The 18,430-nt window shown below is 73.6% G+C and carries 17 protein-coding genes; 14 read left to right on the forward strand and 3 right to left on the reverse strand.

Annotated features, from left to right (window positions below):
- Both PV350_RS16110 and PV350_RS16115 read left to right on the forward strand, forming a co-directional pair.
- A partial coding sequence (locus PV350_RS16110) for an HTTM domain-containing protein (protein WP_500334449.1) occupies positions 1-1,309 on the forward strand: 1,309 nt, incomplete at its 5' end.
- A complete protein-coding gene (locus PV350_RS16115) occupies positions 1,306-1,986 on the forward strand; it encodes a TrmH family RNA methyltransferase (protein ID WP_499512852.1) in 681 nt (226 codons plus the stop codon). The genes PV350_RS16110 and PV350_RS16115, both read left to right, overlap by 4 nt.
- Before the next feature lie 45 nt (positions 1,987-2,031).
- On the opposite strand, the gene paaN is transcribed toward PV350_RS16115, so the two are convergent.
- On the reverse strand, positions 2,032-3,708 hold the full coding sequence (gene paaN, locus PV350_RS16120; protein ID WP_500334451.1) for a phenylacetic acid degradation protein PaaN: 1,677 nt from the start codon (positions 3,706-3,708) through the stop codon (positions 2,032-2,034).
- A 131-nt stretch (positions 3,709-3,839) separates the two neighbouring features.
- Between paaN and PV350_RS16125 the strand changes: the two genes are divergently transcribed.
- Genes PV350_RS16125 through PV350_RS16135 form a run of 3 tightly spaced genes read left to right on the forward strand, consistent with a single transcriptional unit; the run spans position 3,840 to position 6,742 of the window.
- A complete protein-coding gene (locus PV350_RS16125) occupies positions 3,840-5,360 on the forward strand; it encodes a 3-hydroxyacyl-CoA dehydrogenase (protein WP_500334453.1) in 1,521 nt (506 codons plus the stop codon).
- A gap of 2 nt (positions 5,361-5,362) precedes the next feature.
- On the forward strand, positions 5,363-5,980 hold the full coding sequence (locus PV350_RS16130) for a TetR/AcrR family transcriptional regulator (protein ID WP_499512849.1): 618 nt from the start codon (positions 5,363-5,365) through the stop codon (positions 5,978-5,980).
- Positions 5,981-6,013: 33 nt separating this feature from the next.
- Positions 6,014-6,742 carry an alpha/beta hydrolase family protein gene (locus tag PV350_RS16135; RefSeq protein WP_499512848.1) on the forward strand — a complete coding sequence of 243 codons (729 nt, stop codon included), beginning with the start codon at positions 6,014-6,016 and terminating at the stop codon, positions 6,740-6,742.
- Between the two features lie 35 nt (positions 6,743-6,777).
- Here the strand turns inward: PV350_RS16135 and PV350_RS16140 are convergent, their stop codons facing one another.
- The gene (locus tag PV350_RS16140) at positions 6,778-7,320 is read right to left on the reverse strand and encodes an Lrp/AsnC family transcriptional regulator (protein WP_078619887.1); all 543 of its coding nucleotides are present in this window, start codon (positions 7,318-7,320) and stop codon (positions 6,778-6,780) included.
- A gap of 149 nt (positions 7,321-7,469) precedes the next feature.
- On the opposite strand from PV350_RS16140, the gene pdhA reads away from it, so the two are divergent.
- The 9 genes from pdhA (at position 7,470) to PV350_RS16185 (ending at position 16,485) form a co-directional block, all read left to right on the forward strand.
- Entirely contained in the window at positions 7,470-8,570 is a 1,101-nt protein-coding gene (gene pdhA / locus PV350_RS16145) for a pyruvate dehydrogenase (acetyl-transferring) E1 component subunit alpha (protein ID WP_500334455.1), read from the forward strand.
- Positions 8,567-9,592 carry an alpha-ketoacid dehydrogenase subunit beta gene (locus PV350_RS16150; RefSeq protein ID WP_500334457.1) on the forward strand — a complete coding sequence of 342 codons (1,026 nt, stop codon included), beginning with the start codon at positions 8,567-8,569 and terminating at the stop codon, positions 9,590-9,592. The genes pdhA and PV350_RS16150 overlap by 4 nt, the downstream gene beginning before the upstream one ends.
- Positions 9,592-10,935, forward strand: coding sequence for a dihydrolipoamide acetyltransferase family protein (locus PV350_RS16155; RefSeq protein WP_500334459.1), 1,344 nt, complete (start codon positions 9,592-9,594; stop codon positions 10,933-10,935). Before PV350_RS16150 ends, PV350_RS16155 begins: the two co-directional genes overlap by 1 nt.
- A 28-nt stretch (positions 10,936-10,963) precedes the next feature.
- Entirely contained in the window at positions 10,964-11,875 is a 912-nt protein-coding gene (locus PV350_RS16160) for an NTP transferase domain-containing protein (RefSeq protein WP_499512844.1), read from the forward strand.
- The gene (locus PV350_RS16165) at positions 11,872-13,269 is read left to right on the forward strand and encodes a molybdopterin molybdotransferase MoeA (protein ID WP_500334462.1); all 1,398 of its coding nucleotides are present in this window, start codon (positions 11,872-11,874) and stop codon (positions 13,267-13,269) included. The genes PV350_RS16160 and PV350_RS16165 overlap by 4 nt, the downstream gene beginning before the upstream one ends.
- Entirely contained in the window at positions 13,266-14,336 is a 1,071-nt protein-coding gene (locus tag PV350_RS16170) for a potassium channel family protein (RefSeq protein ID WP_499512842.1), read from the forward strand. The genes PV350_RS16165 and PV350_RS16170 overlap by 4 nt, the downstream gene beginning before the upstream one ends.
- 10 nt (positions 14,337-14,346) lie before the next feature.
- On the forward strand, positions 14,347-15,318 hold the full coding sequence (locus tag PV350_RS16175; RefSeq protein ID WP_499512841.1) for an NAD(P)H-quinone oxidoreductase: 972 nt from the start codon (positions 14,347-14,349) through the stop codon (positions 15,316-15,318).
- Positions 15,319-15,393: 75 nt separating this feature from the next.
- Positions 15,394-15,750 carry a hypothetical protein gene (locus PV350_RS16180; RefSeq protein WP_499512840.1) on the forward strand — a complete coding sequence of 119 codons (357 nt, stop codon included), beginning with the start codon at positions 15,394-15,396 and terminating at the stop codon, positions 15,748-15,750.
- A 171-nt stretch (positions 15,751-15,921) separates the two neighbouring features.
- Positions 15,922-16,485: a bacterial proteasome activator family protein gene (locus tag PV350_RS16185; protein ID WP_499512839.1), complete on the forward strand. Its 564-nt coding sequence runs from the start codon at positions 15,922-15,924 to the stop codon at positions 16,483-16,485.
- Between the two features lie 115 nt (positions 16,486-16,600).
- Here the strand turns inward: PV350_RS16185 and PV350_RS16190 are convergent, their stop codons facing one another.
- Complete coding sequence (locus tag PV350_RS16190) at positions 16,601-18,379, reverse strand: Stk1 family PASTA domain-containing Ser/Thr kinase (RefSeq protein WP_500334465.1); 1,779 nt, start codon at positions 18,377-18,379, stop codon at positions 16,601-16,603.
- Between the last annotated feature and the right edge of the window lie 51 nt (positions 18,380-18,430).

The following is an 18,430-nucleotide window of genomic DNA, read 5'->3' on the forward strand; positions in this document are numbered from 1 at the left end:
CCCGGCCCCCGTCCCGTCCCCCTTCGCCGGACTGCTCGACTCCGCCGCGGGCGGTCTGTCGCGTGGCCTGGCCCGGATCACCGGCACCACCGTCGGCCCGTACCAGACCGCCGTGGTGCGGATCGGCATCTCACTGGCCTGGCTGCTGTTCCTGCTGCGCGAGTGGCCGCACCGCCACGAGCTCTACGGGCCGGACGGGGCGTGGAGCTGGGACCTGGCGAACCGGCTCGTAGCCGACAACCACGCCTTCACCCTGCTGCTGTGGGGCAGGGCCGACGCGTGGTTCGAGGTCGTGTACGCGGGTGCGATCGTGACGAGCGCGATGCTGCTGCTCGGCTGGCGGACCCGCACGGCCTCGCTGCTGTTCATGATCGGCGTGCTCTCCCTGCAGAACCGCAGCGTGTTCGTCGGTGACGGCGGCGACAACGTGATCCACCTGATGGCGATCTACCTCGTCCTCACCCGGTGCGGGCAGGTATGGTCGCTCGACGCCCGCCGCCGCGCCAAGGGGCGGGACGGCGACGGCGCGGGGATCGCGCTGTGGATCGTCCTCGGGCTCGTGCTCACCGTGGCGCAGCTGCTCGGCCGTACCGGCCTGCACTGGACCGACGGCCTGCTGCCCTGGCTCGGCTGGACCCCGTTCCTGTGGGGCTTCCTGCTGCTGCAGGCCGTGTGGTGGGCGGTGCGGCGGTACGCGCCGGGCGAGCCGCAGGCGGTCCTCGGGATCCTCGCCAACATCCTGCACGCCGCCGGTCTGCTGGTGATCGTCGTCGAGGTGTGCCTGATCTACGCCACGGCGGGCTGGTACAAGGTCCAGGGCTCGCGCTGGCAGGACGGCACCGCGGTGTACTACCCGCTCCACCTGGACGACTTCAGCCCCTGGCCGGGGCTGTCCCACGCGATGGCCGCCAGCGGACTGATGGTCATGGTGATCACCTACGGCACGGTGATCGTCCAGGTCGCCTTCCCCTTCACCCTCTTCAACCGCCGGGTGAAGAACGTGCTCCTCGCGTTGATGATGCTGGAGCACGCCTCGATCGCGGTCGTCCTCGGACTGCCGTTCTTCTCGCTGGCGATGATCGCCGCCGACGCGGTCTTCCTGCCCACCGGCTTCCTGCGCTGGGCGGGCGACCGGGTGACGCGTCCGCTGCGGCGCGGCTCCGCCGGGGAGCCGGAGGACGCCCGGCCGCAGGACGCGGAAGGCGGGGAAGGCGGGGAAGGAGCGGGGGACGTGCAGGCGCGGGCGGTCGCGGGGCAGCGAGGGCCGGGACCGGCCGGCGAGCCCGCCCCCTCTAATCTCGTGGTGTGAGCACCAGCCAGGACGACGCGGCCGAGCCGCTGCAGTACGACGACGGCTTCGGCCCCGAGGTCGGGGTCGGGCCGCACCCGCGGCCCTGGCCGGAGGACCCGCGCTACGACGCCGAGCTGCTCGCGCAGGGCGACCGCCGCAACGTGGTGGACGAGTACCGCTACTGGACGCGGGAGGCGATCGTCGCCGACCTCGACACCCGGCGCCACGACTTCCACGTCGCCGTCGAGAACTGGCAGCACGACTTCAACATCGGGTCCGTGGTGCGCACCGCCAACGCCTTCCTGGCCAAGGAGGTGCACATCGTGGGGCGGCGCCGCTGGAACCGGCGCGGCGCCATGGTGACCGACCGCTACCAGCACGTGCGCCACCACCTGGACGTCGCGGCGCTGGCCACGTGGGCGGCCGCGGAGGACCTGCCGATCATCGGGATCGACAACCTCCCCGGTGCCGTGCCGCTGGAGACCACCGAGCTGCCACGGCGCTGCGTGCTGCTCTTCGGGCAGGAGGGGCCCGGGCTGACCGACGAGGCGTGGAAGCACGCGGCGGCGGTCTGCTCGATCGCCCAGTTCGGCTCCACGCGCTCGATCAATGCGGGCGCCGCGGCGGCCATCGCCATGCACGCCTGGATCCAGCGCTACGCGCAGGTGGGTACGGAGCAGCCCCGTCCGGAGTGACAGGGCTGCTCCGGACGGGGCTGTCGGTGGTGCGGGCGGGCCGGATCAGGCCTGGCGGCGGACCTCGATGACCCGGAAGCGGCTCGCGACGAAGGCGCCGTCGCACAGGGCCGCGTTGGCGGCCGGGTTGCCGCCGGAGCCGTGGAAGTCGGAGAAGGCGGCCGTCTGGTTGACGTACACCCCGCCGGTCAGGTTGAGGGAGAGCTGGGCGGCCTCCTCCAGGCAGACCTCCTCGATCTGCCGTTCCACCTCGCCGGAGGTGGTGTAGGCGCCGACCGTCATGGCGCCCTTCTCCCGCACGGTGCGGCGCAGCAGGTCGACCGAGTCCTTGGAGGAGTCCATGGCGACCGCGAAGGCGACCGGGCCGAAGCACTCCGACATGTAGGCGGCCTCGTCGTCCGGCTTCGCGCCGTCCAGCTTCACGATCACCGGGGTGCGGACCACGGCGTCCGGGAAGTCGGGGTGCGCGACCTCGCGGGAGGCGAGCGCGACCTCGCCGAGGGAGGCGGCGGCCTCCAGGCGTGCCTTCACATCGGGGTTGACCAGGGCGCCCAGCAGGGCGTTGGCCCGGGCGTCGTCGCCGAGCAGCCCGCCCACGGCGGCCGACAGATCGCCCACCACCTCGTCGAAGCCCTTGTGGCCGTCGTCGGTGGCGATGCCGTCACGCGGGATCAGCAGGTTCTGCGGGGTGGTGCACATCTGGCCGCTGTACAGGGACAGGGAGAAGGCCAGGTTGGACAGCATGCCCTTGTAGTCGTCCGTGGAGTCGACGACGACGGTGTTGACGCCGGCCTTCTCGGTGAAGACCTGGGCCTGGCGGGCGTTGTCCTCCAGCCAGTCGCCGAAGGCGGTGGAGCCCGTGTAGTCGATGACGCGGACCTCGGGGCGCAGCGCCAGCGTCTTGGCCAGGCCCTCGCCGGGGCGCTCGGCCGCCAGGCAGACCAGGTTCGGGTCGAAGCCGGTCTCGGCGAGCACCTCGCGGGCGATCCTGACCGTCAGCGCGAGCGGGAGCACGGCGCGCGGGTGCGGCTTGACCACGACCGCGTTGCCGGTGGCCAGGGAGGCGAAGAGGCCCGGGTACCCGTTCCAGGTGGGGAAGGTGTTGCAGCCGATCACGAGCGCGATGCCGCGCGGCACCGTCGTGAAGTCCTTGCGCAGGGTCAGCGGGTCGCGCTTGCCCTGCGGCTTGACCCACTCGGCCGTGCCGGGGGTGCGCACCTGCTCCACGTAGGCGTACGCGACCGCTTCGAGGCCGCGGTCCTGCGCGTGCGGGCCGCCGGCCTGGAAGGCCATCATGAAGGCCTGGCCGGAGGTGTGCATGACCGTGTGGGCCATCTCCGTGGTGCGCGCGTTGATCCGGGCCAGGATCTCCAGGCAGACCAGGGCCCGGTTCTCCGGGCCGGCCTCGCGCCAGGCGGGCATCGCGGCCTTCATCGCGGGGAGGAGCACGTCGACGTCCGGGTGCGGGTACTCCACACCCAGCTCGATGCCGTACGGGGACACCTCGCCGCCGGTCCAGCCGTCGGTGCCGGGCTGGTCCAGGTCGAAGCGGGTGCCGCGCAGGGCGTCGAACGCGGCCTGGGCGGTCTCGCCGTCCGCGTATGCCTTCGGGTGCTCGGGGTACGGAGACCAGTACTCGCGGGTACGGATCGCCTCGAGCGCCTTGTCGAGCGTCTCGCGGTGCTGTGCGACCGACGGGACAGCGGTGGGTTCGGCAGCCATGGGGCCAACTCCTCGTCGAGCTGGATTGGGGTGGGCAGGGTGCTGGCTTCCCCGCTAGATTAACCGAATGTTCGGTCGGGACAAGGGGGCCGACCGAAGCTGTGGACAACTGGCGAGGAGCAGTGGCGGCGATGAGCGCTCTTGACCGATCCAGCACGGTCGCGGTGGTGGGCACGGGGACGATGGGCCAGGGGATCGCCCAGGTCGCGCTGGTGGCGGGCCATTCCGTACGGCTCTACGACGCGGGCCCCGGCCGGGCCGAGCAGGCCGAGCGGGCCCTGGCGGAACGGCTGGACCGCCTGGTGGAGAAGGGCCGGCTGCCCGCCGCCGAGCGTGACGCGGCCCGCGGTCGGCTCTCGGCCGTCCGGGAGATCGAGGAACTGGCGGGCGTGTCGCTCGTCGTCGAGGCGATCCTGGAGGACCTGGGCGCCAAGCAGCAGCTCTTCACGGCCCTGGAGTCGGTGGTCGCCGAGGACTGCCTGCTGGCCACCAACACCTCCTCCCTGTCGGTCACCGCCGTGGGCGGCGCGCTGCGGCGCCCGTGCCGTTTCGTCGGCCTCCACTTCTTCAACCCCGCCCCCCTGCTGCCGCTGGTCGAGGTGGTCTCCGGCGCCGCCACCGACGAGGCCGCCGCCCAGGCCGTGTACGACACCGCCGCCGCCTGGGGCAAGACGCCGGTGCGCTGCACCGACACCCCCGGCTTCATCGTCAACCGGGTCGCCCGCCCCTTCTACGCCGAGGCCTTCCGGCTCCACGAGGAGCGCGTGGCCGACCCCGCCACCATCGACGCGGTGCTGCGGGAGAGCGGCGGCTTCCGGATGGGCCCGTTCGAGCTCACCGACCTGATCGGCCAGGACGTCAACGAGGCCGTCACGCGCTCGGTGTGGGACTCCTTCTTCCAGGACCCCAAGTTCACCCCCTCCCTCGCCCAGCGGCGGCTGGTGGAGTCCGGGCGGCTCGGCCGCAAGAGCGGGCACGGCTGGTACGACCACGCCGAGGGCGCCGCCGCCCCGGCCCCCCACACCGCGGGGCCGGAGAAGCCGCCCGCCGAGGTCACCGTGTGCATGGGCGGCCGCGGCCCGGCCGCGGTGCTGCCCCGGCTGATCGCCGAGGCGGGCATCGAGGTGCTGGACGGCGAGGTCGCCGACCCGGACGACGGGTACCTCGAGCTGCCCGGCGGCGGCCGGCTCTACCTGGCGGACGGCGGCCCGGCCACCACGGGCCCGGCCCTCGACTACGTGCAGTTCGACCTCGCGCTGGACTACCGGGTGGCCACCCGGGTCGCGATCGCGCCGTCCGACTCGGCACGCCCGGAGACCGTGCAGGCGGCGATCGGGCTGTTCCAGGCGCTGGGCAAGAAGGTCAGCGTCATCGAGGACGTCCCGGGCATGATCGTCGCCCGTACCGTGGCGATGCTGGTGGACTTCGCCACCGACGCCGTCGCCCGGGGGGTGGCCTCACCGGAGGACGTCGACGCCGCGATGCGGCTCGGCGTGAACTACCCGCGCGGTCCGCTCGCCTGGGGGGCCGAACTCGGCCCGGAGTGGGTCCGCGAGGTGCTGCGCAACCTGCACCAGGCGTACCCCGGCGGGCGCTACGCGCCGTCCCGTCCGCTGAACCGCCGCGCGGCGGCCGAGGGGAGACTGCTGTAATCATGACCATGGCACAGCGCGACAACTCCGCCCCCAAGAGGGACACCTACACCCCGGACTCGCTGCTGGCCGTGGCCGTGACGGTCTTCATCGAGCGCGGTTACGACGGCACGTCCATGGAGCACCTGTCGCGGGCCGCCGGCATCTCCAAGTCCTCGATCTACCACCATGTGCGGGGCAAGGAGGAGCTCCTGGAGCGCGCCGTCGGCCGTGCCCTGGACGGTCTCTTCGGCATCCTGGAGGAGCCCGGAGCGCGCGGTGGGCGCGCCGTGGAGCGGCTGGAGTACGTCACGCGCCGCACCACGGAGGTGCTGATGGCGGAGCTGCCCTACGTCACGCTGCTGCTGCGGGTACGAGGGAACACCAGGACCGAGCGCGCCGCCCTGGAGCGCCGCAGGGAGTTCGACCACCGGGTCGCCGACCTGCTGAAGTCGGCCGTCGCGGAGGGGGACCTGCGCGGTGACGTGGAGCCCAGGCTCGCGACCAGGCTGCTCTTCGGAATGATCAATTCCATAGTCGAGTGGTACCAGCCGCACACGGCCGGTACCCGGGAGCACGACGACGCCGCGGTCGTGGACGCCGTCGTGCGACTGGCCTTCGACGGCTTGCGCGTCTCTTGACGCTGGTCCAGACCAACCCTCACGATCAGGGCCATGTCCTTCACCCTCCGTGCCCGCCTGTGCGCCGCCTCAGCCGCTGTCCTGCTGCTCGCCGGGTGCGGAGGGGGTGACGGCGGCGGTCAGGCCGCCGACGCCACACCGCCGGAGGACTTCGGCTGCCTCACGGCCGCGCAGGCGAAGTCCGGGTCCGTCAGCTACGACGACACCGACGACAACCCCGTGGACGCCTGGTTCGCCGGCAAGGGCGACACCTCCGTCCTGCTGATGCACCAGGCGGACGGCGACATGTGCCAGTGGCTGCCGCAGGCCGACCTCCTGCTCAAGGACGGCTACCGCGTCCTGGTCGTCGATTCCAACGGCAGCGAGGTGCCCGAGGTCGTGGGCGGGGTGGCGTTCCTGCGCGCCAAGGGCGCGCGGCACGTCCTGCTGATGGGCGCGTCCAAGGGCGGCACGGCGGTCCTGGAGGGCGCCGCATCGGTGGACCCGCCGGTCGACGCCGTGGTCTCGCTCTCCGCGCCCGAGACCTACGGGACCATGGACGCGGGCTCCGCGGTGCCGCGGCTGACCGCGCCCGTGCTCTACATGGCGGCCGCGGGCGACACCGCGTTCGCGGAGTCGACCGAGGCGCTGAGCAAGGCCACGAAGAAGGCGGCCGAGAACCGGCTCGACATCGTCAGCGGACCCCAGCACGGCGTGGGCATGCTCACCTACGACCCCAACTGGGCCACCGTGACGGCCTTCCTGCAGAAGTACGCCGGATAGCCGCGCCGGGGGAGCCCGCGGGCGGCGCCGGTGGGTCAGTCGGTCAGCACCCGGTCGGTCTCCTCGAAGACCAGCAGCGTGCGGCTGCTGAGCACCTCGGGCACCGCCTGGATGCGGGTGAGCACCAGTTCGCGCAGGCTGCGGTTGTCGGGGGTGTGGACGAGCAGCAGCACGTCGAAGTCCCCGCTCACCAGGGCGATGTGCGCCACCCCCGGCAGTTCCAGCAGCTTCTCCCGCACGGTGCGCCAGGAGTTCTGCACGATCTTCAAGGTGATGTAGGCGGACGCGCCGTGACCTGCGCGTTCGTGGTCGACCCGGGCCGTGAAGCCGCGGATGACCCCGTCCTCGATGAGGCGGTTGATCCGGGCGTAGGCGTTGGCGCGGGACACGTGGACGTGCTCGGCCACCGATCGTATGGACGCCCGCCCGTCCTCCTGCAGGTAGCGCAGGATCGCGCGGTCGATCGCGTCCAGCGGACGCACCGCCGCAGGACCGGTGTCCGGCGCCGCTGCCTGCGGTCCCGGGGCACCGCCCCGAGAAATTTGGGAATCCGTCACGCCCCCGAGCCTCCCTAGCATGGACGTACTGGCTCCATCTCAGGGTGTGGAGAACCGTTTGTCCACAGGCGGGACACACCTGTAGCCAAAATGCCTCCGGCGACCGAACAATCGGTAGGGGAGCGATACCCGCTCCCCCCACCGAACACGCCCACGAGGAGGTGCTCGCGATGACCGTCCTGGACCAGCACGTCTGGCAACCCCGCACCGACCCGGCGCCGCTGCTGCCCGACCCTGAGCCGTACCGACTGCTCGGCACCCCCGAGGCAGGCGCGCTCGACGCCGGAGTGCTGACCACGATGTACGGACAGCTGGTGCGCGGCCGCCGTTACAACCGGCAGGCCACCGCGCTCACCAAGCAGGGCAGACTGGCCGTCTACCCCTCCAGCACCGGTCAGGAGGCGTGCGAGGTCGCCGCGGCACTCGCCCTGGAGCCCCAGGACTGGCTGTTCCCGAGCTATCGCGACACCCTGGCCGCCGTCGCCCGCGGCGTCGACCCCGTCGAGGCGCTGACGCTGCTGCGCGGTGACTGGCACACCGGCTACGACCCGCGCGAGCACCGGGTAGCCCCGCTCAGCACGCCGCTGGCCACCCAGCTGCCGCACGCCGTGGGCCTCGCGCACGCCGCCAGGCTCAAGGGCGACGACGTCGTCGCCCTGGCCATGGTCGGCGACGGAGGCACCAGCGAGGGCGACTTCCACGAGGCGCTGAACTTCGCCGCCGTGTGGCACTCCCCCGTCGTCTTCCTCGTGCAGAACAACGGCTTCGCCATCTCGGTGCCGCTCGCCAAGCAGACCGCCGCCCCGTCGCTGGCCCACAAGGCCGTCGGCTACGGGATGCCCGGGCGGCTCGTCGACGGCAACGACGTCGCGGCCGTCCACGCCGTGCTCACCGAGGCCGTGGCCCGCGCCCGCGAGGGCGGCGGCCCGACCCTGGTGGAGGCGATCACCTACCGCGTGGACGCCCACACCAACGCCGACGACGCCACCCGCTACCGGGAGGACGCCGAGGTCGAGGCCTGGCGCGAGCACGACCCGATCGCCGTGCTCGAGCGCGCCCTGCGCGAGCGCGACCTGCTCGACGACGCGATGGTCCGCGCCGCCGAGGAGGACGCGGAGCGGATGGCCGCCGCGCTGCGGGAACGGATCAACGAGGACCCGGTCCTCGACCCGATGGAACTGTTCGCACACGTCTACGCCGAGCCCACCCCGCAGCTGCGCGAGCAGGCCGCGATGCTGAGGGCCGAGCTGGAGGCCGAGGCACAGTCATGAGCACCGCCACCACCGCGACCCCCGTGGCCACCGGACGCAAGCCGGCCACCATGGCCCAGGCGCTCAACCGCGCGCTGCGCGACTCCCTCGCCGAGGACCCGTCGGTCCACCTCTTCGGCGAGGACATCGGCACCCTCGGCGGCGTCTTCCGGATCACCGACGGCCTCGCCAAGGAGTTCGGCGACAGCCGCTGCACCGACACCCCGCTCGCCGAGGCCGGCATCCTCGGCACGGCCGTGGGCATGGCGATGTACGGCATGCGCCCCGTGGTCGAGATGCAGTTCGACGCCTTCGCTTACCCGGCGTTCGAGCAGCTCGTCAGCCACGTCGCCAAGATGCGCAACCGTACGCGCGGCACCATGCCGCTGCCCCTGACCATCCGGGTGCCGTACGGCGGCGGCATCGGCGGCGTCGAGCACCACAGCGACGCCTCCGAGGCGTACTACGCGCACACCCCCGGTCTGCACGTCGTCACCCCCGCCACGGTGGCGGACGCCTACGGGCTGCTGAGAGCCTCGATCGCCTCCGACGACCCGGTGATCTTCCTCGAGCCGAAGCGGCTGTACTGGTCCAAGGCCGACTGGTCGGCGGACGCGCCGGAGGAGGTGGCCCCCATCGGACGGGCCGTCGTCCGCCGCAGCGGCCGCTCCGCGACGCTCATCACCTACGGCCCGTCGCTCACGGTCTGCATGGAGGCGGCCGAGGCCGCGGTGCAGGAAGGCTGGGACCTGGAGGTCGTCGACCTGCGCAGCCTGGTGCCCTTCGACGACGAGACGGTCACCGCGTCGGTGCGCCGTACCGGCCGCGCGGTCGTCGTCCACGAGTCCTCGGGCTTCGGCGGTGTGGGCGCCGAGATCGCCGCCCGGGTGAGCGAGCGCTGCTTCCACCACCTGGAGGCCCCGGTCCTGCGGGTCGCCGGCTTCGACATCCCCTACCCGCCGCCGATGCTGGAGCGGCACCACCTGCCCGGCGTCGACCGCATCCTCGACGCGGTCGGGCGCCTGCAGTGGGAGGAGGCGTGATGGCCGTCGTCCGCGAGTTCGCCCTCCCCGACCTGGGTGAGGGGCTGACCGAGGCCGAGATCGTGCGCTGGCTGGTGCAGGTCGGCGATGTCGTCGCCATCGACCAGCCGGTCGTCGAGGTCGAGACGGCCAAGGCCGTGGTCGAGGTGCCCTGCCCCTACGGCGGCGTGGTCACCGCGCGCTTTGGCGAGGAGGGCCAGACCCTCGACGTCGGACGGCCGCTGCTGACGGTCGCGGTCGGCTCCCCCGACGGGCACGCCACCGGCGCACCCGCACCCGCACCCGCCGCCCCGGCCGCCGCGGCCGACGGCGACTCCGGATCCGGCAACGTGCTGGTCGGCTACGGAACCAGCGGCCCCGCGGCCCGGCGCCGCCGGGTGCGTCCCGCGCCGGCCCCCGCCGCCCCGGTCCCGGTGCCCGTCCCGGTCCCGGTGGCCGCGGTCGCCGCGCCGGTCCGGCACGAGGGTCCCGTCGCCGTCATCTCCCCCCTGGTGCGGCGCAGGGCCCGTGAGCACGGCCTCGATCTGCGCGCGCTGACGGGCTCCGGCCCCGACGGGCTGATCCTGCGTTCCGACGTGGAACGGGCCATCACGACCGGGTCCGCGGCGCCGGTCACCGTGGCCGCCCCCGCGGCGCCCGCGGCCCCCGCCGCCGAGGGCACCCGCATCCCGCTGCGCGGCATCCGCGGCGCCGTGGCCGAGAAGCTCGGCCGCAGCAGGCGGGAGATCCCCGACGCCACCTGCTGGGTGGACGCCGACGCGACGGAGCTGCTCGCGGCACGGGCGGCGATGAACGCCGCGGGAGGTCCCAAGGTCTCGGTGCTCGCGCTGTTCGCGCGGATCTGCGCGGCGGCCCTGGCCCGCTACCCGGAGCTCAACTCCACGGTGGACACCGAGCGCGGTGAGATCGTCGTGCTGCCGCAGGTGCACATCGGCTTCGCGGCGCAGACCGATCGCGGCCTGGTCGTGCCGGTCGTCCGGGACGCCCACGGGCGCAGCACCGAGGAGCTGTCGGCGGAGATCGGCCGGCTCACCGAGGCGGCCCGCGCCGGCGGCCTGACCCCGGCCCAGCTGACCGGTGGCACCTTCACGCTCAACAACTACGGCGTGTTCGGTGTCGACGGATCCACGCCGATCATCAACCACCCCGAGGCCGCGATGCTCGGCGTCGGCCGGATCACCCCCAAGCCGTGGGTGCACCAAGGCGAGCTGGCGGTGCGTCAGGTGGTCCAGCTGTCGTTCACCTTCGACCACCGGGTGTGCGACGGCGGCACGGCGGGCGGCTTCCTCCGCTTCGTCGCGGACTGCGTGGAACAACCGGCGGTGCTGCTCCGGGCGGTGTGAACGCGTCACGGTGGGCGATACTCCGGGCATGACTCCGGAGCCAGGTGAGCCGCGTGACCACCCCTCGCCGCGTTCGCCGCACGAGCAGCCCTACGACGCGGTCGTCCTCGCCGGCGGCGCCGCGAGGCGCCTCGGCGGGGCCGACAAGCCGGGACTGCCGGTCGCCGGGCGCGCGCTGATCGACCGTGTCCTGGACGCGTGCGCGGGCGCGGCCACCACGGTGGTCGTCGGCCCGCGCCGCCCCACCGTCCGCCCGGTGGCCTGGGCCCGCGAGGAACCACCGGGCGGGGGCCCGCTGCCCGCGCTCTCCGCCGGGCTGCGCGAGGTCACCGCGGACGTCGTGCTGGTGCTCGCCGCCGACCTGCCGTTCCTCTCCCGTGCGACGGTGGGCGCGCTGCTCACCTCGCTGCGCGGCGGGCAGGGCGAGGACGGGGTCGTGCTCACCGATCCCGACGGCCGTGACCAGACGCTGGCGGCCGCCTACCGCACGGAGGCGCTGCGCCAGCACCTGGCGCTGATCGCCGCCGAGCACGGGACCCTCGCCGGGCTGCCGTTGCGTCTGCTCACCGGTGAACTGGCCCTGCGGAGGCTGCCCGACCCCACCGGGCAGGCCTCCTTCGACTGCGACACCTGGGACGACCTCTCCACAGCCCGGGCCCGCATCAGGGAGCATGGGGGCGTGTTGGATGAATGGATCACCGCAGCCAAGGCCGAACTCGGCATCGACCTCGACGTCGACATCCGTATGCTCCTCGATCTCGCCCGGGACGCCGCGCACGGCGTCGACCGCCCTGCCGCGCCGCTGACCACCTTCCTGGTGGGCTACGCGGCGGCCACGGCGGGCGGCGGCGAGCAGGCCGTCGCGGAGGCCGTCAGGCGCGCCGCCGCGCTGGCCGAGCGGTGGGCGAAGGAAGCGGAGAGCGGGGACCCGGGCGCATGAACCTGCCGGGTGCGGCGGGCGGTGCCCGCGACACCGGTGCCGGGGACGCCGCCGACGACGAGTTGGCCGCGGCGCTCGCCCTGGCCAACGGGCGGGCCACCGGGCGGTACGACCCCGTGCAGCCATCATCCGGCGGCACCGGCGCCGACGGCTCCCGGTCGTCCCTCCCCCGTCCCCACGGGACCCACGGCGGGACCCGGGCCGGCGCCCACGGCGGGCACCACGACCTGCCGTGGCCGCGGGCGCGGCACATCGCAGGCTCCGCCGCGGGACCGCTGGGACGGCTGTCCGTGCCGCTCGGCGCCGCTCTGGGGCACGCGCTGGCCGAGCCGTTGACCGCGCTCACGGACCTGCCCGCCTTCGACACCTCCGCGATGGACGGCTGGGCCGTCGCGGGCCCCGGCCCGTGGCGCACCGAAGGCAGCGTCCTGGCCGGGCAGCGTTCCGCGGCCCCGCTGCTCGACGGCCACGCGACCGTCATCGCCACCGGGGCCGCACTGCCCCCCGGCACGACGGCGGTGCTGCGCCGGGAGCACGGACGCGTCACCGCCGACGGGCACCTGCACGCCACGCGGGGCGGTCCCGGGCCCGGGCAGGACGTGCGGCCCCGCGGCCAGGAGTGCCGTGGCGGCGACGAGTTGCTGACGGCCGGCGTGCTGGTCACGCCCGCGGTGCTCGGCTTGGCCGCGGCGGCGGGCTACGACGAACTGACCGTCACCGCGCGGCCCTCGGTGAAGGTCCTCGTCCTGGGCGACGAGCTGCTGGACGCCGGCGCCCCCGGCGGCGGACGGGTGCGGGACGCGCTCGGCCCGCTGCTGCCCGCATGGCTCACCGCGCTCGGGGCCGGCACGGTTCGCGCGCGGCGGCTCAAGGACGACGCCGGCCTGCTGCAGGACGCCGTCACCGCGTCCACCGCCGATCTCGTCGTCACCACAGGCGGCACGGCGGGCGGCCCGGTGGACTTCGTCCACCCCGTGCTGGAGCGCATCGGCGCGCGGTTGCTCGTCGACGGCGTTGCGGTCCGCCCCGGTCACCCCATGCTGCTGGCCGAACTGCCCGGTGGCGGCCGCCTGGTGGGCCTGCCGGGCAACCCGCTCGCGGCGGTCTCCGGGGTGCTGACCCTGGCCGTCCCCCTGCTGCGCGCGCTCGCGGGCCGCCCCGCCCCTGTGGCGTACGAGGCGCGGCTGACCGGCGACGTGCACGGCCACCCCACCGACACCCGCCTGGTGCCGGTGGTCGTGGACGAGGAGTCGCAGGCGGCCCCGCTGCACTTCAGCGGTCCCGCCATGCTGCGCGGCATCGCGACGGCCGACGGCATGGCCGTCATCCCGCCCGGCGGAGCCGTCAAGGGCGACCGTACGGCCGTCCTGGAGACGGGCTGGGGGCGGCTGTGAGGGACGCGGGCCGCGGACGCACCACCGGGTGGGCGGACGGCGACGTCGTCCACCTGCCCCACAAGAGCCCCGTCGGCCCACTGCGCCAGGTCGTCCGGCGGCTGCTGATGGCGCTGTTCGTCCTGGTGCTCACCGTGCTGATCGTGTACCTGGATCGGGGCGGCTACCACGACAACGCCGGCGGTTCGATGTCGCTGCTGGACTGCGTCTACTACGCCACCGTCACCCTCTCCACCACCGGCTACGGCGACGTCGTCCCGTACAGCCCGAGCGCGCGGCTGACCAATGTGCTCCTGGTGACGCCGCTTCGCGTGCTCTTCCTGATCATCCTCGTCGGCACCACTCTGGAGGTGCTCACCGAGCGCACCCGCGAGCAGTATCGGCAGCAGCGCTGGAGGTCCACCGTGCGCGACCACACCGTCATCGTCGGATACGGCACCAAGGGACGTTCCGCGGCCAGGACGCTGACCGGGCACGGCGTGCCCGCCCAGCAGATCGTGGTGGTCGACCCCGACCCCAAGGCGGTGGAGTCCGCGGTCGCCGCCGGGTTCGCGGGCGTCACCGGTGACGCGACCCGCAACGCCGTCCTGCTGCGTGCGGAGATCCAGCGGGCCAAGGAGCTGATCATCGCCGCGCAACGGGACGACACCGCCGTCCTGGTGGCGCTCACGGCCCGCCAGTTGAGCAAGCGGATCAACATCGTCGCGTCCGTGCGCGAGGAGGAGAACGCCCCGCTGCTCCGCCAGTCCGGTGCCAACGCCGTCGTCACCAGCTCCGGCGCGGCGGGCCGGCTGCTCGGGATGTCGATGCTCAGCCCGAGCGCCGGCGAGGTGATGGAGGAGCTGATCACCTACGGCAGCGGGCTGGACCTGATCGAGCGTCCCGTCACCAAGGCAGAGGCCGGGCTCGATCCGCGGGAGGTCGCCGACCTGGTGGTGGTCGTCAAGCGCGGCCACCGGATGCTCGACCACGACAACCCCGAGGCGAGCCCCCTGCAGTTGACCGATCGGCTCATCGTCATCCACAGGACGAGTCAGGACGACCCGTCGCACGTCCCGCAGGGGTAGCGTCGGCCCCATGCATGCGATCACCATCCCCGAACCCGGCGGCCCGGACGCGCTCGTCTGGGCCGAGGTCCCCGATCCCGTACCCGCCGAGGGCGAGGTGCTGGTCGAGGTCGCCGCGACCGCCGTCAACCGTGCCGACCTGCTGCAGCGGCAGGGCTTCTACGACCCGCCACCCGGTGCGTCCCCTTACCCGGGCCTGGAGTGCTCGGGTCGCGTCGCCGCCCTCGGCCCGGGGGTGAGCGGCTGGACCGTGGGCGAGGAGGTGTGCGCGCTGCTCGCGGGCGGCGGCTACGCCGGGAAGGTGGCCGTCCCCGCCGGTCAGCTGCTGCCGGTGCCCAAGGGCGTGGGGCTCGTCGAGGCCGCGGCCCTGCCCGAGGTCGTCTGCACCGTCTGGTCCAACGTCTTCATGGTCGCCCACCTGCGCCCCGGCGAGACCTTGCTGGTCCACGGCGGTTCCAGCGGCATCGGCACGATGGCGATCCAGCTGGCCAAGGCGGTCGGCGCCAAGGTCGCGGTCACCGCGGGCAGCGAGGACAAGCTCGCGAAGTGCCGCGAGCTGGGCGCGGACCTCGGGATCAACTACCGCGAGCAGGACTTCACGGCCGAGGTGCGGGAGGCGTTCGGCGGCGCCGACGTCATCCTCGACATCATGGGCGCGAAGTACCTGGGCCGGAACGTCGACGCCCTCGCGGTCAACGGCAGGCTGGCCGTCATCGGGCTCCAGGGCGGCGTCAAGGGCGAGCTCGACCTCGGCAAGATGCTGGCCAAGCGGGCCGCGATCACCGCGACGTCACTGCGTGGACGGCCACTGGAGGAGAAGGCGGCCATCGTGGCGGCGGTGCGGGAGCACGTCTGGCCGCTGCTGGAGTCCGGCGTGGTGCGCCCGGTGGTGGATCGCGCCCTGCCGATGAGCGAGGCGGCGCAGGCGCACCGGCTGGTCGAGGCCAGCACCCACGTCGGCAAGGTGCTGCTCACGGTCTGAGCCGCCGCCGGACGGCCGGTACGGGCCCGGTGGGCACGACTGGCCGCCCATGACGCTCCGTGTGACGCTGAAGGCATGGAGTTGCGGAAGGTGGTCGTGGCGGCGACGGTGACCGGGGTCGCCCTCCTGGTCACCGGCGCGGCCGCGCCGCCCCCGCCCCATCCGGCGGCGTCCTCCGGGCCGGCCGGCAGCGAGGCCGGCGAGGGGCGCAGGCACCCGGGGCGGGCGGAGCCGCCCGCGACCCCGGGCGACGGTGACGGCCGGCCCTCCGCGACGCTCCCCGTCCACGTCGAGGAACCGCAGGACCAGGGCCCGGCCGCCGTCCGGGCGCCCGTGGGACGGGTGCTGGAGGTGCTGCCGCTCGGTGCGGGGCTGGTGCTGATCGGGCTGGGTCTGGGCTTCCTCGGCCTGCGGCTGCGCCGTGGCCGCTGACGTCGCCCGCCCCCCGCACACGGGTCCCCGGCACGTCCACCGGCCGCGCACACGTCCGGGTCGCGCACCGGTCAGGCCCGGCCGAGGCGGACGAGTGCCGCGCGGGAGGGGTAGCGCGGGGCGGCGGGGGGCACAAATCCCGGAGGGGCGACGGTGCGCGACAATGGCGGCATGGAGATGCCGATGAACGAACGGTCGCAGGAGAGCCCGCAGGTCCTGGTCGTCGGCCCGGACGGGATGGCCCTCGGCGGCGGCGGACACGCCGGCCGCGCCGGAGAAGGAGACGAGCAGCGCGAGGTGCCCGTGACGGAGATGGTCGAACAGCCCGCGAAGGTCATGCGGATCGGCAGCATGATCAAGCAGCTCCTGGAAGAGGTCAAGGCGGCGCCGCTGGACGAGGCGAGCCGGGCGCGCCTGAAGGAGATCCACCACAGCTCCGTGAAGGAGCTGGAGGCGGGGCTCGCCCCCGAGCTCGTCGAGGAGTTGGAGCGGCTCTCGCTGCCCTTCGCCGAGGACGGCGTGCCGAGCGACGCCGAGCTGCGGATCGCCCAGGCGCAGCTGGTGGGATGGCTGGAGGGCCTCTTCCACGGCATCCAGACCGCCCTGTTCGCGCAGCAGATGGCCGCCCGCGCCCAGCTGGAGCAGATGCGCCGTGCGCTGCCGCCCGGTGTGGGCCACGAGGGCGACGAGGAGGGGCACGCCCCGGGCGGGGCGCGCACCGGCCCTTATCTGTGAGCGGTCGGCATCCGGACGGTACGTACGCGTAGGTACAGACGGCGGGGACCCAAGGGGTCACCCGCCGTCCGTCGTTGCCCCTCCGTCGTCGCCGCGAGGGCCCGCCCGGGGCGGGTCAGCCGCCCTGGCCGGTGGAGACCCAGATGGTGATCTTGTCCTTCTCCGGCTTGAGCGCGGTGTAGGTCTTGGGCTTCTGGTCGACGACCGCGCCCTTCCCGTAGATCTGCTCGTTGCGGTACTTGACCTCGTACTCCCAACCGGCCGCGTCCATGCAGGACTTGACGGAGTCGACGTACTTGGTGAAGAAGTCCGGCATCACCACGGCGTCCGGGTCGTCGCCCAGGTAGCTCTTGGTGGCCTCGGTGCAGCGCGAGGCGTCGATGGTGCGGGTCTGGTCGGCCTGGCTGACGCCCGGCGCGGGTTCGTCACCCGCCGGCTGCGAGGGGGTCTCCTCGCGGGCGGTGGCGGAGGCGTTGCCCCGGGAGTCGTAGGTGGGGGTGCCGCCGGTGTCCCCCGTATCGCCCTTGCCGCCCATCGACATCGCGATGACGACGACCACGACCACCGCGATCACGGCGACCGTGGCGCCGATGGCGACGACCGCCGTCGAGGCGCCGCCGCCCCTGCGGCCGCCGCCCGCCGGGGTGCCCGGGCGCATCGTGTAGGGCGGGGTGGCGTGCTGCTGCACGGCCTGTGGATGGGGCTGGTGGGTCTGATGGGGCGCGTGCGGGGCGTTCTGCGGATAGCCGTAGGCCGGGCCCGGGCCGGGCGGCGGGGTGTGCGCGGGACCGCCCTGACCTGCTGTGCCCCAGCGCTGCTGCGGCTGCGGCTGCGGTTGCGGCTGGGGCCGCGGGTAAGGAGCCGGGGCCGGGGCCTGGTACGGGGTCTGCACGTTCGGCGGCGGGGTGCGCAGGTCCCCCTGCACCGGCGGGAAGACCGCGGAGGAGACCTCCTCGCCGCGGCCGCGCGGGCGCGGTCCGCCGCCGATGATCAGCGGTGTGGTCCCGGCGCCGCGCGCCGGCGCGGCGACCCGCTCCGCCTCGTCGCGCATGGTGTCGGCGGTGGGGAAGCGCTCGGCGGGGTTCTTCTTCAGGGCCCGCGCGACGAGCGCGTCGACGCCCGGCTGCACCGCCCGGTTGAGCGCCGACGGGGCCGGCGGGAGCTCCTGGACGTGCTGGTAGGCGATGGACAGCGGGGAGTCGCCGTCGAAGGGCAGCCGTCCGGTGAGCAGCTCGAAGAGCAGACAGCCCACTGAGTACAGGTCGGAGCGCTCGTCCACGCCGCGTCCCAGTGCCTGTTCCGGCGACAGGTACTGCGGGGTGCCGACCACCATGCCGGTCTGCGTCATCGACGAGACGCCGGACTGCATCGCGCGGGCGATGCCGAAGTCCATCACCTTCACCACGCCGCGCTTGGTGAGCATCACGTTGCCCGGCTTGATGTCGCGGTGGACCAGGCCCATGCTGTGGCTCTCGGAGAGCGCCGCGAGCACGTCCGCGGTGATCTTCAGGGCCTTCTCGGTGGGCATGGCCCCGAACTGCGCGATGTCCTCGTCGAGCACCTCGCGCAGCGGCTTGCCCTCGACGTACTCCATGACGATGTACGGCACGAGCGCGCCGTCGACGGTGTCCTCGCCGGAGTCGAAGACCGAGACGATGTTGGTGTGGTTGAGCTTGGCGACGGCCTGCGCCTCGCGCCGGAACCGCTCGCGGAACGACTGTTCCCTGCCGAGGTCGGTGTGGAGCGTCTTGACGGCCACCGGCCGGTCCAGCACCGTGTCGTGTGCCAGGTGCACGGCCGCCATGCCGCCCTGGCCCAGCAGGTCGCGGAGGACGTAGCGACCGTTGCCGACCGAACGCCCCGAATGAGTGCCCCGCGTGCCGTCCCCGCTCATCCGTACCCGTCCCCTTGACGATCCCCCTGGGCGCACCGCGCGTACGCACAA

This window comes from Streptomyces sp. PA03-6a (assembly GCF_033792765.1).
Classification (GTDB): Bacteria; Actinomycetota; Actinomycetes; order Streptomycetales; family Streptomycetaceae; genus Actinacidiphila.

Excerpts from the sequence above, each read along its gene's own strand:
- paaN (WP_500334451.1), bottom strand. The coding sequence starts at position 3,708 with ATGGCTGCCGAACCCACCGCTGTCCCGTCGGTCGCACAGCACCGCGAG.
- PV350_RS16125 (WP_500334453.1), top strand. The coding sequence starts at position 3,840 with ATGAGCGCTCTTGACCGATCCAGCACGGTCGCGGTGGTGGGCACGGGG.
- PV350_RS16130 (WP_499512849.1), top strand. The coding sequence starts at position 5,363 with ATGACCATGGCACAGCGCGACAACTCCGCCCCCAAGAGGGACACCTAC.
- PV350_RS16135 (WP_499512848.1), top strand. The coding sequence starts at position 6,014 with ATGTCCTTCACCCTCCGTGCCCGCCTGTGCGCCGCCTCAGCCGCTGTC.
- PV350_RS16140 (WP_078619887.1), bottom strand. The coding sequence starts at position 7,320 with ATGCTAGGGAGGCTCGGGGGCGTGACGGATTCCCAAATTTCTCGGGGC.
- pdhA (WP_500334455.1), top strand. The coding sequence starts at position 7,470 with ATGACCGTCCTGGACCAGCACGTCTGGCAACCCCGCACCGACCCGGCG.
- PV350_RS16150 (WP_500334457.1), top strand. The coding sequence starts at position 8,567 with ATGAGCACCGCCACCACCGCGACCCCCGTGGCCACCGGACGCAAGCCG.
- PV350_RS16155 (WP_500334459.1), top strand. The coding sequence starts at position 9,592 with ATGGCCGTCGTCCGCGAGTTCGCCCTCCCCGACCTGGGTGAGGGGCTG.
- PV350_RS16160 (WP_499512844.1), top strand. The coding sequence starts at position 10,964 with ATGACTCCGGAGCCAGGTGAGCCGCGTGACCACCCCTCGCCGCGTTCG.
- PV350_RS16165 (WP_500334462.1), top strand. The coding sequence starts at position 11,872 with ATGAACCTGCCGGGTGCGGCGGGCGGTGCCCGCGACACCGGTGCCGGG.
- PV350_RS16175 (WP_499512841.1), top strand. The coding sequence starts at position 14,347 with ATGCATGCGATCACCATCCCCGAACCCGGCGGCCCGGACGCGCTCGTC.
- PV350_RS16180 (WP_499512840.1), top strand. The coding sequence starts at position 15,394 with ATGGAGTTGCGGAAGGTGGTCGTGGCGGCGACGGTGACCGGGGTCGCC.
- PV350_RS16185 (WP_499512839.1), top strand. The coding sequence starts at position 15,922 with ATGGAGATGCCGATGAACGAACGGTCGCAGGAGAGCCCGCAGGTCCTG.
- PV350_RS16190 (WP_500334465.1), bottom strand. The coding sequence starts at position 18,379 with ATGAGCGGGGACGGCACGCGGGGCACTCATTCGGGGCGTTCGGTCGGC.